This window comes from Mesorhizobium sp. B2-6-1, assembly GCF_006440475.1.
GTDB lineage: Bacteria > Pseudomonadota > Alphaproteobacteria > Rhizobiales > Rhizobiaceae > Mesorhizobium.
Map to the genome: position 1 here is coordinate 137,868 of NZ_VFUH01000006.1, position 12,825 is coordinate 150,692.

A 12,825-nucleotide genomic window follows, 5' to 3' on the forward strand; every position below is an offset into this window, starting at 1 on the left:
AGAGCACCCACCGCTTCGGCACAAATCAGGATCTCCGATGACCGAAACCCTTCTCGTCACCGGCGCCTCCGGCCAGCTTGGCCGCGGCGTCATCCGCTATCTCCTGGACGCGCATAAAACTCCGCCTGCAAAGATCATCGCCACCACGCGCAATCCCGAAAGCCTGGCAGATTTGGCGGTGCGCGGCGTCGTTGTCAGGGCCGCAGACTTCAACGACTCCGCTTCGCTGGAAACCGCGTTCAAGGGTGCCGACAAGGCGCTGATCATTTCGACCGGCGATCTCGATCTCAAAAGCGGCAAGCGCCTGAAGCAGCACGAGAATGCAGTCGCGGCGGCCAAAAACGCCGGCGTTTCGCACTTGCTCTACACCTCGATGCCCAACCCGGAACCGGTGTCGCCGGTCCTGTTTGCCGGTGACCACTACAGCACCGAGCAGGCAATCAAGGCGAGCGGCATCCCCTACACGATCTTCCGCAACGGCTGGTACCAGGAGAACCTGTTCATGGCGCTGCCGCACGCGATCGCCTCGGGGCACTGGTACACGTCCGCCGGCGAAGGCCGCATCGCCCATGGCGCACGCGACGACATGGCAGCGGCGATCGCCGCCGGTGTCGCTTCCGGCTCGACCGACAGCAAAACGTACACGCTGACTGGCCCGCAAGCGTACACGACGGCCGAGATCGCCGCCCTCGTCAGCGAAGTCACCGGCAAGCCGCTCGATGTCATGCAGGTTTCGGATGATGTCCTGACGGAAGGGGTAAAGGCATCAGGCGTTCCCGAGGATTTTGCCGGCGTCATCGTTTCCTTCGACGTCAACACGCGTGCCGGCCGCATCGCCATGGTGACGGACGCGATCGAGATGCTTTCCGGCAGGACGCCAAGGACGTTGAGACAATTCCTCGAGGCGAACAAGGCTGCCCTGGCAGGTTGAAATCCACGCGGCGGGAAGTCTGTTCTCGACTTTCCGCCCCTACTTCGATGTTTTGATCAGGCCGTGCCGAATAAGGCTCTCTCCGGTCGCAGCCAGCGCGTCTTCGCGCGAACGCGGCTTCCAGCCGAGCATGCGAACCGCCTTGGCATTGGTGGCATTCTTGACCTTGCCCAGCTCAGGCACGAGCTGCGCGACTTCCGGATTGAACAGTCCCACCATGCGCACCAGCCAATCGGGAAGCTCTCTGGTCGAAACGCGCTTCGCCGCGTTGCCGAGCCGCTTTCTCAAGGTTTGCGCGATTTCCCGCACGGTCATGAAATCGCCGGCCACCGCCAGGAAGCGCTCGCCATTGGCAGCTGGATCGGTCATGGCGCGGACATGCAGGTCCGCCACGTCGCGTGCATCGACGGCGCCGAAGGACAGGCGCGGCAGCCCCGGCATGGCTCCATTCATCATGCGTTGGACAAATTCGGTGGAGGTCGAATGGTCGGAGCCAAGCACAGGCCCGAAGATGCCGACGGGGTTGACGGCAGCAAGCTCCAACCCGCCACCCTCGGCGGCGATAAAATCCCAGGCCGCGCGCTCGGCGAGCGTCTTCGACTTCACATAGGCGCTGACCCTTCCCATCGGATCGGTCCAGTTCTCCTCGGTGAACGGACGGCCGTCGGGCGGCATCTTGCCGTAGCCGACAGCCGCGAAGGAGGACGTCAGCACGACGCGTCTGACGCCGGCATCTCGTGCCGCCCGCAGCACCCGCAACGCGCCTTCACGGGCCGGAATGATCAGCTCGTCATCATGCTTGGGCACGCCGGGCGGGAACGGCGAGGCGACATGCAGGACATAGTCGCAGCCTGCAGCGGCTAGCGGCCAGCCGGCATCGCTCATGAGATCGGCGATTGCAAAGGAGAGCCTGTCATCCGGCTCGACGCCACCTGCCTTGAGCATGGCCAGGACATCGGCTTGCCGCCCGGCCGAGCGCACGGTGGTGCGCACGCGGTAGCCCGCCTTCAGCAGTTCAAGGATACAGTGGGCGCCGAGAAAGCCAGATCCGCCGGTGACAAGCACCAATTCGCCGCTCATGCCCGTCCCCCGAAGCGTCAGCCCAAGGCGATCGAGACAGTCAGATCGCCACCTGCGTGCCGATCTCTACCACACGGCCGGTCGGTATCTGGAAATATTCGGTGGCGTCGGCCGCCGTGCGCGCCAGCCCGATGAACAGCCGGTCCTGCCACACCGGCATGCCGGAATTGGGCGAGGCTTTCAGCGAGCGCCGGGACAGGAAGAAGGACGTCGTCATGATGTCGAACTTCCAGCCTTGCTTGCGGCAGATCGCCAGCGCGCGCGGGATGTTGGGCTGCTCCATATAGCCGAAGGTCAGCGTCACCCGCATGAACAGCTCGTTGACCGTCTCCATCTTGACCCGGTCGCTGTCAGGCACCACCGGCTGCGGCGCGGTTACCACCGAGAGGATCACATTCTGCTCGTGCAGGACCTTGTAGTGCTTCAGGCTGTGCATCAGCGCGGTCGGCGCGCTGAGCGGATCGCTGGTCAGGAACACCGCGGTGCCGGATACCAGCTGCGGCTTCTTCTTCAACAGATTGCCGGCCAGGAAATCGAGCGGGATCTCGTTGCGGCGGGTCTTGTCGAAGAGATAACGGCTGCCGCGCACCCAGGTCCACATCGCCAGAACGATGGTGAAGGCCACCGCCAGCGAGGCCCAGCCGCCTTCGAACACCTTGACGATGTTGGAAGCAAAGAAACCGACATCGATGAAACCGAACAAGGCTGTCATCGCGACCGCCACCCACAGCCGCCATTTCCAGATGCGGGTCATGACGACAAACAGCAGCACCGTGGTCACCAGCATGTTGCCGGTCACCGAGATGCCGTATGCCGAAGCCAGCCTGCTGGATTCGCCGAAGCCCACCACCAGCATCATCACCACCAGCGCCAACAACAGGTTGACGCGCGGCATGTAGATCTGGCCGGACTGTTTTTCCGACGTGTGCAGGATTTCCAGCCGTGGCAGCATATTGAGCTGAACCGCCTGCCTGGTCAGCGAGAATGCGCCTGAAATCACCGCCTGGCTGGCGATGACCGTCGCGGCGGTCGCCAGCACCACCATCGGGATCAGCGTCCAGCCTTCGTTCATTTCGAAGAAGGGATGCCCGACCACGCCGTTCTTGGCCAGCACGAAGGCGCCCTGGCCGGCATAGTTGAGCAGCAGGCAAGGGAACACGATCGCCAGCCAGGCGAGCACGATCGGCTTGCGGCCGAAATGGCCGAGATCGGCATAGAGCGCTTCGGCGCCGGTGACCGCAAGGAAGATGGCGCCGATGGTGACGAAGGCGACATCGGGCGAATTGATCAGGAAGGCGACGATATAGTGCGGGCTGATCGCCCACAGGATTTCCGGATCGGCGATGATATGGTTGAGGCCGGACAGGCCGATAGCCAGGAACCAGACCGCGGTGATCGGGCCGAAGATCAGCGCCACGCCGCCGGTGCCGAAGCGCTGCACCGAAAACAGAACCGCCAGGATGACCAGTGTCAGCGGCACGACATAAGGCTGGAAGGTCGGCGTGACGACATTCATGCCCTCGACCGCCGAGAGCACCGAAATTGCCGGGGTTATGACGGCGTCGCCGAAGAACAGCGAGGCGCCGACGATACCGATGCCCAGGATGATCGCCGAGCGCTTCGGGAAACTGCCGCGCGCCAATGCCATCAACGACAGCACGCCGCCTTCGCCGCGGTTGTTGGCGCGCAGCACGAACATGATGTATTTGATGGTGACGATGATCGTCAGTGACCAGATGATCAGCGAGAGAACGCCAAGAATGTCGCCACGGTCGGCCACTTCGCCGCCCGACGACGCCACCAGCGCCTCGCGGAACGCGTAGATCGGGCTGGTGCCGATATCGCCGTAAACAACGCCGAGCGCGCCGAGCATCAACACCTTGGTGCTGTGCTGCTCGATTTCAGGATGGCTCGATTGTTCGACGGTTTCTGCCTCACTACCAGTGTTGGCAAGGGCCATGAACGACACTCCGATAAGCGGGCGGTGCTCTACGCTTGCTGCGATGCAATATCAAGTACCGTCGCGTTATGGCTGCCATGCTTTGCACGCGAGGCTGCCACCATTACCACCCGCAAGCCCTGAGAAAGCGGCCCACCGTGCCGGCCATGCCATACTCCAACGCGTCGGCTGTCAACCCATGTCCGATCGACACTTCGGCCAATGCCGGAACGCGTCGCGCCAAGGCCGGCAGGTTGCTCACCGTCAGATCGTGCCCGGCATTGACCTCAAGGCCCGCAACAAAGGCCGCATCGGCCGTTTTTCCCAGTCTTTCCAGCTCCTTGGCCGCCTTGGCGGAATCGGCATGGCAACTGCCATAAGGTCCCGTGTAAAGCTCGATGCGGTCGGCGCCGGTATCGCGCGCGGCGTTTATGCCGGCAGGATCCGCATCGGAGAACAACGAGACCCGGAAACCGCCCTTCTTCAGGCGTCTCACGATCGGTGTCAGGAACGCTGCATCGGCGATGAAGTTCCAGCCATGGTCCGACGTTGCCTGGGAGGGATCGTCGGGCACCAGGGTCACCTGTTCCGGCTGGTGCTTTTCCACGAGCGCCAGGAAATGCTCGGTCGGATGGCCCTCGATGTTGAATTCGGCCCGCGGGAACTCATCGTCGATCAAGGCCCTGATCTCAGGCAGGTCTGAAAGGCGGGTATGGCGCTCGTCCGGGCGAGGATGCACCGTCAGCCCATGCGCTCCCGCCGCAAGCGCGATGCGGCCAAGCCTGATCACATCAGGCCACGGCAGGTCGCGCCGGTTGCGCAGCATGGCGATGGCGTTGAGATTGACGGAAAGCTTTGCGGGCATGGCTTCGGATCCTGCTCGATTTCGGCGCATCTATACCGCCTTTGACGGGAACAGATAGGGGGTTTCCGGTGTTCCAGAAGATCGGATGACGTTTGTGAAAGGATACGATCCCTTGAATTTCCTCGAAGCCGTGCCGGCAATCCGGCGCATCGATACGGACCGTGAGGATCTCTTCGCCATCGATATCGTCGGCCATGTCTCGGCGGCCGACGCGGAAAACCTGTTCGGCCTGCTCGAAGCGGCTTACGCGCTTCACCCGCGAATCGATGTGCTGGTGCGCGTGATCGATCATGACGGCGTCGACTGGAGCGACATATCGGACGAGACGCTGCGACAGGGCGCGGTCCAGGCCGCAGAGCATATCGGCCGTTGTGCCGCGATCGGCGAGCCGGACTGGACGGCGCAGGCGCGAGACTTCCTCCCTACCCCGCCGCCGGTCGAACTCAGGCATTTCAAAGACGAGGCCGATGCCTGGCAATGGCTCGGCGCCAGGCAACTGGGCTCCGCTACCTGACGATCGTCAACCGTTCGGCCGCCCGGGTGATCGCGGTGTAAAGCCAGCGCTGGCGCGTTTCCTTGAACGCCCAGCTTTCGTCGAACAGCACGATCTCGTTCCACTGCGACCCCTGCGCCTTGTGCACGGTCAGGGCATAGCCATAGTCGAAATCATCGAACCGCTTCTTCTGCTGCCACGGGATATCGGCGTCGGGATCCTCGAACGCCGCCTTGAGCAGCTTGATCTTGGCGACACCGCGGTCCGGATCATCCTCTTCGGGCGACACCAGAAGGTTGATGCCAGGTTTCACCGTCTCGCGCGACGAGGTCATCACCTTCCACAGCGAGCCGTTGAGCAGGCCCTTGGCCGGGTCGTTGCGCAGGCACACCAGCTTGTCGCCGGCCTGCGGATAGTCGGCATTGAACCCCTTGAGCTCGCGCAGGCGCTGGTTGTAGCGGCGGCGCGTGCGGTTGGTGCCGACCAGCACCTGGTCCGCCCTCAGCACTAGGTCCTGGTTGACGTCTTCCTTGCCGATCACCTGCGCCGTGCCGTAGTCGCCGCGCATGAATTCGCGCCCCTCGCGCACGTCGAGCGCCAGCCGCAGGATCGGATTGTCGCGCGCCTGCCGGTGGATTTCGGTGAGCAGGAAATCCGGCTCGTGGTCGGTGAAGAAGCCACCGCCCGAGATCGGCGGCAACTGGCCGGGATCGCCCAGCACCAGGATCGGCGTGCCAAAGCTCAAGAGGTCACGGCCAAGCTGCTCGTCGACCATCGAGCATTCGTCGATGATGACCAGTTTCGCACGCGAGATCGGGCTCTGCCGGTTGAGCGAAAAAGTCGGCGACATCGACGTCTTGCCAGTCACCTCGTCTTCGACCGATTCCTCCCCCTTCGGCCTGTAGATCAGCGAATGGATGGTGCGGGCATTGACCGCGCCCTTGGAGCGCAGCACCTGCGCCGCCTTGCCGGTGAAGGCGGCGAACTGCACCTGGCCGTCGACATGTTCGGCGAAATAGCGCGCCAGCGTCGTCTTGCCGGTGCCGGCATAGCCGAACAGCCGGAACAATTGCGGCTTGCCGGCCTTGAGCCAGCGCGCGACCGCCTGCAGCGCCTCGTCCTGTTGGGGTGAAAATTCCATCTGATCGTGTGACCGGATTCGCGAGAGAAAGACAAGATAGCGCCACCGCCATCGACGCGGCCTGGTGGCGAACTCCCTGCGCTTCAGCCTATCAGGCGAGGACGGGAACGTAAAGGGAACGGGCGCCATGTCCGCGCGATCACCCGACGGCGTGCGGATCGTTCTCCAGCAGGATCGGCTTGCCGTGCGGCGTGGCATGCGCGGCGCGCTCCCAGGCCCGTGCCATTGCATCGACATCGGGCTTGGCGGCCAATCCTTTCGACGCCAGCAGCGCTTCCAGCGCCGCCAACCAATGTTCGTAATAGTCATGGCCGTCAGCCCCGGCGCCGGGTTTCTTCACTTCGGCCGACAGTGCCTGCGCCCACTCGCTCCACGAAAACAGGCCCTTGTCGTGCAGCGCCACCGTCATCGCGAAGGCTTCGGCCTGCCAGGGCTCGGCGAAGACGGGCGCATCGAGGCCGGCGGGCAGACCGGCAGGCCCGTTCGCCTCAGGCCGGTTCAAGATAGTTCTCCCAGGCATCGATGGACACGGTCAGCGTCGGATCGGCCCCGTCGCCCCAGATCTCGGCTCCGTCGAAAACCACCGTATAGACCCATTGCGGGTTCTCGCCCTGCCCATGCGCGTTGGTGTCCGGGAATACAAAGCCGTCGCGCACCGCTTCGATCCTCCCATGCTTGCCACGCGCGTAGCGCGGCAGCCTGGTGTGGCCGGTCGGATTGAAATTCCTGGTCCGCACGCGGTCGCCGGCCCTGAACCGCGGCGCCGTTTCGACCGGCCGGTTGCACGGAGCGCCCTTGGCCAGCACGGCCGGAACGTCATCGGTCTTCAGCACTCTTTTGGGCGTCGCCGCCGCATCGATCGCCTCGCCTGCCTTGAGATCACGCTCGCTGACGAAACCATGGCGCTTGAGCAGGGTTTCCAGCGCCTTGATCCAGATCTGGTAGTAGCTGGAGGCATAATAGTCGGCCGGATGCAGCGATTCCCGCGCATGCCGGCTCTCATCGATATTCCAGGCGCCCATGGCGCCGGCGGTGAGCGTCACGCCGAGCGCCCGCCGCTCCCAGTCGGTATGGAAATACGGCTCGTCCCGTTCCGGCGCCACCGGCCCGAATCCCATCTGTCCGCCGACATCCTGCGGGCCGTTCATGCCGGATCCCCCGTTTTTTCCGGTTTTTGGGCTAGCACAGTGCCGATCATCGCATCGCGGCTTACCAATTCGGACAAGCGCTCCTCACTCCAGCCTTCGGTTCCTTGAGGCCGCATCGGGACGACGAGATAGCGTAACTCCGCGGTCGAATCCCAGACGCGTATCTTTGTCGAGGCCGGCAGCGTCAGCCCGAATTCCTCAAGCACGCCGCGCGGATCGATGACCGCGCGCGAGCGATAGGGCGGCGCCTTGTACCAGACCGGCGGCAGGCCGAGCACCGACCACGGATAGCAGGAGCACAGCGTGCAGACGACGAGATTGTGAGTCTCTTCGGTGTTGAACACCGCCTGCATGTGCTCGCCTTGCCGGCCGGTATAGCCCAGCGATCCGATCGCCGCCGTAGCATCGCGCTTCAGCCAGTCGGCAAAAGCGGGATCGCTCCAGGCCTTGGCCACCACCCTCGCGCCGTTGCGGGGACCGATCTTAGTCTCGTAGGTATCGACGATGACATCGATCGCGGCCGGATCGATCAATCCCTTGCGGGTGAGAATGGTTTCCAGCGCGCGCACGCGAGCGGCAAACGGATCGAGTTCGTTGTCGTGGTCATGATCGTGGGACATGGCCACAAACTACGGCTGCGATCCGCCGGCCGCAAGCATGACGACTTGGGCCAGTGGGCGCGACGCGGATACACTACTCCGCGGCCGTCTTTTGCGGCTCGCCTCGGATTTCGTCATCATCGTCGAACAGCGAAGGCTGATCCCCCGCTTCGACCAGATGCAATTCGGGCTTGCGCTTCGGCATCAGCCCGACCAGCCAGCCCGAGAAATTTTCCATGTAGACATAGATTACCGGTGTGACGAACAGCGTCAGCGCCTGCGAGGCGAGCAGACCGCCGACAACGGCGACGCCCAGCGGCTGGCGCAGCTCCGCGCTGGCGCCCGTGCCGAGCGCGATCGGGAACGTGCCCATCAAGGCGGCCAGCGTCGTCATCATGATCGGCCGGAACCGCATCAGGCAGGCCTTGTGGATGGACTCGGTGGCCGACATTCCTTCTCGTCGCAATTCGAGCGCGACGTCGACCATCATGATGCCGTTCTTCTTGACGATGCCGATCAGCATCAGGATGCCGATCACCGCGATGACGGACAGGTCCATGCCGGCGAAGCGCAAGGCGACAACCGCTCCCAGCACAGCCGATGGCAAGCCTGTGAGGATCGTGAGCGGATGGATGAAGCTCTCATAGAGAATGCCAAGCACGATATAGATGGTCAGGATCGCGCCGCCGATCAGCAGGCCCTGGTTGGCGAGCGAATCCTGGAAGGTCTTGGCTGTGCCGGCAAAGCTGGTCGAGATCGTCTCCGGCATGCCGATCTGCTCCTTGAGCGCGTCGATGCGGCTCACGCTGTCGCCGAGCGCCACGCCTTGCGGCAGATTATAGGAGATCGTCACGGCCGGAAGCTGGCCGAGCTGGTTGACCGTCAAGGCGCCCGCCGTGCGATCGACCCGGGCGAAGGCGCCAAGCGGAACCAGGGAGCCGCTCGCCGTCCTCATCTGGATGGCCAGCATCCGCTCCGGCGACCACTCGATCTTGGGATCGAGCTCGGTGATGACTTCGTAGCTGTCGGCGGAGCCGAAGATCGTCGAAACCTGGTCGGTGCCGAACCCGCCATAAAGCGCCGAGCGCAGTGTGTCGGTGTCGATGCCGAGCTGGGCCGCCTTGTCGCGATCCACCACCAGCGTCGCCTGCAGCGCATTGTTCTGCAAATCGCTGGTAACGTCGGTGAAAGTCGCATGATCGGCCGCCATCGCATCATTCAGTTTCTGCGCCCAGACGTCGGTCTGGCCGGTGTCGAGGCCTTGAACCACGAGCTGGTAGGCGCTGGCAGACGAGCGCGAACCCAGCCTCAGATTCTGCACAGGCTGCATGTAGGTCTCGATGCCCGCGACGCCGGCCAATTGCTTGCGCAGATCGGCAAGCACCTTCTCGATATTGGGCCGCTGGTCCTTGCCCTTGAGCTGGACGAAAAGCTGCCCCTGGTTGAGCGCATTGTTGCCGCTGCCCGCCGACCACGCAACATGGTCGACATAGGGCGAATGCGAGAACACGCTGGCCACCTGCCCCTGCAGCTTTGCCATGGCGTCGAACGAGATGTCCTGGCGCGCAATGGTCGTCACCGATATCTGGCCGATATCCTCCTGCGGGAAAAAGCCCTTCGGCGAGACCTCGATCAGCCACACCGACGCCGCCGCGGTGCCTATGAAGACCAGGAACACCAGGAAAGTGTGCCGCAGGCAGAAGCTCAGGATCCGGTCGTAGCCGCGGGTGATGAAATCGCGCTTGTGGCCATCGCCATGCGCCTCCCGGTCGGCCTTGGTCACCGACAGCAGCCGCGAGCACAGCATCGGCGTCAGCGTCAGCGACACGAACATTGACGCCAGGATGGCGACCGTCACCACGACGGCGAACTCGTTGAAGATGCGCCCGATCACGCCGCCCATCAGAAGCACCGGGATGAACACGGCCACGAGCGAGATCGAAATCGAGATGATGGTGAAGCCGATTTCGCGCGCGCCCTTCAGCGACGCATCGAACGCCGACAACCCATCCTCCTCCATATGGCGGAAGATGTTTTCCAGCATCACGATGGCATCGTCGACGACGAGGCCGACCGCGAGCGTCAGGCCCATCAGTGAGATGTTGTCGATGGAAAAGCCGAACAGGAACATCGCGCCGAGCGTGGCGATCAACGAGATCGGCACCGCCACGGCCGGGATGATGGTCGCCGTAACGCGGCGCAGGAACACGAAGATCACCATGACCACCAGTGCGATGGTCAACAGCAGCGTGAACTGCACGTCGTCCACGGCCAGGCGGATCGAGGTCGAACGATCGTTGAGCAGCTTGATCTGGGCGGCGGCCGGCATCTGGTCTTGGAAGGACGGCAGCATCGCCTTGACCTTGTCGACGACGTCGACAGTGTTGGCGTCGGGCTGGCGCTGCACCGCCATGATGATCGCGCGCGTGCCGTCATACCAGCTCGCAGTCGTCGTGGTCTGCACCGAATCAACGACGCGCGTCACCTCGCCCAGCCGCACCGGATGACCGTTCTTGGTGGCGATGATGAGGTTGGAGAATCCGGCGGCGTCAGTCAGCTGCGTATTGGCCGTGATCGTCAACTGCTGTTTGTTGTTCTTCAGAACGCCCAGCGGGGTGTTGGAGTTGGCGGATGCGATCGCCGCCTGCAGCTGGTCGATCGAAATGCCGCGCGCGGCAAGCGCGGTCGGGTCGATCTGGATGCGGACTGCATATTTCTGCTGGCCGAAGATGGAGACCTGCGCCACGCCGTCGATGGTCGACAGCGACGGCGAGATGACGTTTTCGGCGAAAGCATCGAGATCGGTCAGCGGAACCGTATCGCTGACCAGCGACATCAAAAGGATCGGCGCGTCGGCCGGATTGACCTTGCGATAGCTCGGCGGCGAGGTCATCTGCGGCGGCAGCGATCTTTGCGTGCGCGCGATCGCTGCCTGCACGTCCGCGGCCGCGGCATCGATGTCGCGGTTGAGCACGAACTGGATGGCGATCGAGGTCTGGCCGAGCGAGTTGGTGGTCGAGATCGAATCGATTCCGGCAATGGTGGCGAATTGCTTGATCAGCGGCGTCGCCACCGACGTTGCCATCGTTTCCGGCGAGGCTCCGGGTAGCTGAGCCGAGACGTTGACGACAGGGAATTCGGCACTGGGCAGCGCGGCCACCGGGAGGAACTTGTAGGCGAAAAGCCCGCCCAGAACGAGGGCGAACGACATCAGGAGGGTGGCGACAGGCCTGCGAATGCAGAACTCGGAGATCATTGGGCCGCCTCGCCGGCCTTGTCCGCTTGCGCGATCTTGGGTGCTGCCTGGTCGCCGGATCCGGCGGATGCGTTGCCTTCGTGCACGGCAGCCCCGTTCTTCAGTCGCGTCTGGCCTTCGATAACAACCTTCTCGCCGCTTTTCAGGCCATCGCTGATGGCGGCGCTCTGACCCACGGTCAGCGCCACTTGCACCGGCCGCATTTCGACTGTGTTGTCAGGCTTGACCACATAGACGAACGGCCCCTTCTGGCTGGGCTGCACCGCGACCGTGGGGACGGACGTCATCTGCGGCATGATGCCGGCGTCGAGCACGACATTCACATATTGGCCCGGCCACAGCGACAGATCGGCGTTGGGTATGCTGGCTCGCGTTGCGATGGTGCCGGAAGCGGTATCGACGCTGGAATCGACGAAATCGAGCGTGCCCTTGCCAATGGGTGTCGGGTCGCCGTCCTGGGTCAGGGTCACTGCCCCTTGCTGTGGCTTTGCCAGTGCCTTGTGCAGCAGCGCAAGGTTGCTTTCGGGCAGGTTGAAGTTCACCTGCAGCGGATCCATCTGGGTGATGGTGACGAGCGGGGTCGAGGTGCTGCTGCTGCCATTGCTCGTGGTCACGAGATCGCCCACGGCAACGTTGACCGCGCCAAGCCTGCCGGAAATCGGCGCGGTGATCCTGGCAAAGCCAAGCTGGACATTGTCTGCATCGATTGTCGCCTTGTCGGCATCGACAGTCGCTGCCGCCGCCTTCTGCGCGGCAACGGCCTGGTCGTAGGTCTGCTGCGTACCGGCCTGCTTGGCGACAAGATCCTTGGCGCGCTGAAGATCGGAATTCGAACTGGCAAGCAGCGCCTGATCCTTGGCGAGCGTCGCCTGATCCTTGGCGAGCTGCGCCTTCAAGGCACGGTCATCCAGCGAAAACAGGAGATCGCCGGTTTTCACCATCTGCCCGTCCTTGACGTCGATCGACACGATCTGGCTGGACACGCGCGCGTTGATGCTGACCACGGCGGGAGAGGAGACGAAGCCGATGGCGTAGCGCCGGACCGGGAAATCGGCCGTCGTTGCCGTGGCCGAGATGATCGAGGCCGAACGGGCGCCAGTGCCGCCAGCCGCCTGCTTCCCCCCTGCCTGCGGATCCTGGCTATCCGGCGCCGGCTTGTCCGACGCGACCTGATTTACACCGATGATCTGCCGGGCCCTGCTCAGCGCATCGGGAGACAGATAGAGCCAGGCCGCGCCTGCGCAGGCGACCGCAAGCAATGAAAGAATGACTTTTCCACGCATCGACAAAAGACCCTCTCCGTCCGACACGCCATAGCCAGGTGGTCGTATTCTAGCTCAAATCACGACGCCCTGCCGCGATTTCGCTGAATA

The 12,825-nt window shown here is 63.5% G+C and carries 11 protein-coding genes; 2 read left to right on the forward strand and 9 right to left on the reverse strand.

The annotated features are described in order from the left end of the window. Positions 1 to 37: 37 nt before the first annotated feature. Entirely contained in the window at positions 38 to 931 is an 894-nt protein-coding gene (locus FJ443_RS14865) for an SDR family oxidoreductase (protein ID WP_140564197.1), read from the forward strand. Positions 932 to 970: 39 nt separating this feature from the next. Here the strand turns inward: FJ443_RS14865 and FJ443_RS14870 are convergent, their stop codons facing one another. The 3 genes from FJ443_RS14870 to FJ443_RS14880 all read right to left on the reverse strand — a co-directional run bounded on the left by FJ443_RS14870 (position 971) and on the right by FJ443_RS14880 (position 4,815). After that, complete coding sequence (locus tag FJ443_RS14870) at positions 971 to 2,011, reverse strand: aldehyde reductase (protein ID WP_140664649.1); 1,041 nt, start codon at positions 2,009 to 2,011, stop codon at positions 971 to 973. A gap of 40 nt (positions 2,012 to 2,051) precedes the next feature. Continuing rightward, positions 2,052 to 3,971, reverse strand: a complete 1,920-nt coding sequence (locus tag FJ443_RS14875) for a potassium transporter Kup (RefSeq protein WP_140495382.1) — start codon at positions 3,969 to 3,971, stop codon at positions 2,052 to 2,054. A 103-nt stretch (positions 3,972 to 4,074) separates the two neighbouring features. Beyond that, the gene (locus FJ443_RS14880) at positions 4,075 to 4,815 is read right to left on the reverse strand and encodes a pyridoxine 5'-phosphate synthase (protein ID WP_140564199.1); all 741 of its coding nucleotides are present in this window, start codon (positions 4,813 to 4,815) and stop codon (positions 4,075 to 4,077) included. Positions 4,816 to 4,927: 112 nt separating this feature from the next. Between FJ443_RS14880 and FJ443_RS14885 the strand changes: the two genes are divergently transcribed. Further along, complete coding sequence (locus FJ443_RS14885; RefSeq protein WP_140521265.1) at positions 4,928 to 5,329, forward strand: STAS/SEC14 domain-containing protein; 402 nt, start codon at positions 4,928 to 4,930, stop codon at positions 5,327 to 5,329. Here the strand turns inward: FJ443_RS14885 and FJ443_RS14890 are convergent. The 6 genes from FJ443_RS14890 to FJ443_RS14915 form a co-directional block, all read right to left on the reverse strand. Then, on the reverse strand, positions 5,322 to 6,449 hold the full coding sequence (locus tag FJ443_RS14890) for an ATP-dependent RecD-like DNA helicase (RefSeq protein ID WP_140516474.1): 1,128 nt from the start codon (positions 6,447 to 6,449) through the stop codon (positions 5,322 to 5,324). The two genes, FJ443_RS14885 and FJ443_RS14890, sit on opposite strands and share 8 nt — an antisense overlap. A gap of 139 nt (positions 6,450 to 6,588) precedes the next feature. Next, positions 6,589 to 6,951, reverse strand: a complete 363-nt coding sequence (locus FJ443_RS14895) for a nitrile hydratase accessory protein (RefSeq protein ID WP_181167329.1) — start codon at positions 6,949 to 6,951, stop codon at positions 6,589 to 6,591. Then, the gene (gene nthB / locus FJ443_RS14900) at positions 6,938 to 7,597 is read right to left on the reverse strand and encodes a nitrile hydratase subunit beta (protein WP_140559565.1); all 660 of its coding nucleotides are present in this window, start codon (positions 7,595 to 7,597) and stop codon (positions 6,938 to 6,940) included. Before nthB ends, FJ443_RS14895 begins: the two co-directional genes overlap by 14 nt. Continuing rightward, positions 7,594 to 8,217 carry a nitrile hydratase subunit alpha gene (gene nthA / locus FJ443_RS14905; protein ID WP_140559564.1) on the reverse strand — a complete coding sequence of 208 codons (624 nt, stop codon included), beginning with the start codon at positions 8,215 to 8,217 and terminating at the stop codon, positions 7,594 to 7,596. Before nthA ends, nthB begins: the two co-directional genes overlap by 4 nt. Positions 8,218 to 8,290: 73 nt before the next feature. Then, positions 8,291 to 11,452 (reverse strand): efflux RND transporter permease subunit, encoded by a 3,162-nt coding sequence (locus FJ443_RS14910; protein WP_140664652.1) that lies wholly within the window; start codon positions 11,450 to 11,452, stop codon positions 8,291 to 8,293. Continuing rightward, positions 11,449 to 12,735 (reverse strand): efflux RND transporter periplasmic adaptor subunit, encoded by a 1,287-nt coding sequence (locus tag FJ443_RS14915; protein WP_140648748.1) that lies wholly within the window; start codon positions 12,733 to 12,735, stop codon positions 11,449 to 11,451. The genes FJ443_RS14910 and FJ443_RS14915 overlap by 4 nt, the downstream gene beginning before the upstream one ends. Positions 12,736 to 12,825 lie beyond the last annotated feature (90 nt).

What these genes read in the sequence shown, in the direction of transcription:
- nthA (WP_140559564.1), bottom strand. Translation starts at nt 8,217, where the DNA reads ATGTCCCACGATCATGACCACGACAACGAACTCGATCCGTTTGCCGCT.
- FJ443_RS14875 (WP_140495382.1), bottom strand. Translation starts at nt 3,971, where the DNA reads ATGGCCCTTGCCAACACTGGTAGTGAGGCAGAAACCGTCGAACAATCG.
- FJ443_RS14890 (WP_140516474.1), bottom strand. Translation starts at nt 6,449, where the DNA reads ATGGAATTTTCACCCCAACAGGACGAGGCGCTGCAGGCGGTCGCGCGC.
- FJ443_RS14865 (WP_140564197.1), top strand. Translation starts at nt 38, where the DNA reads ATGACCGAAACCCTTCTCGTCACCGGCGCCTCCGGCCAGCTTGGCCGC.
- FJ443_RS14910 (WP_140664652.1), bottom strand. Translation starts at nt 11,452, where the DNA reads ATGATCTCCGAGTTCTGCATTCGCAGGCCTGTCGCCACCCTCCTGATG.
- FJ443_RS14880 (WP_140564199.1), bottom strand. Translation starts at nt 4,815, where the DNA reads ATGCCCGCAAAGCTTTCCGTCAATCTCAACGCCATCGCCATGCTGCGC.
- nthB (WP_140559565.1), bottom strand. Translation starts at nt 7,597, where the DNA reads ATGAACGGCCCGCAGGATGTCGGCGGACAGATGGGATTCGGGCCGGTG.
- FJ443_RS14915 (WP_140648748.1), bottom strand. Translation starts at nt 12,735, where the DNA reads ATGCGTGGAAAAGTCATTCTTTCATTGCTTGCGGTCGCCTGCGCAGGC.
- FJ443_RS14870 (WP_140664649.1), bottom strand. Translation starts at nt 2,011, where the DNA reads ATGAGCGGCGAATTGGTGCTTGTCACCGGCGGATCTGGCTTTCTCGGC.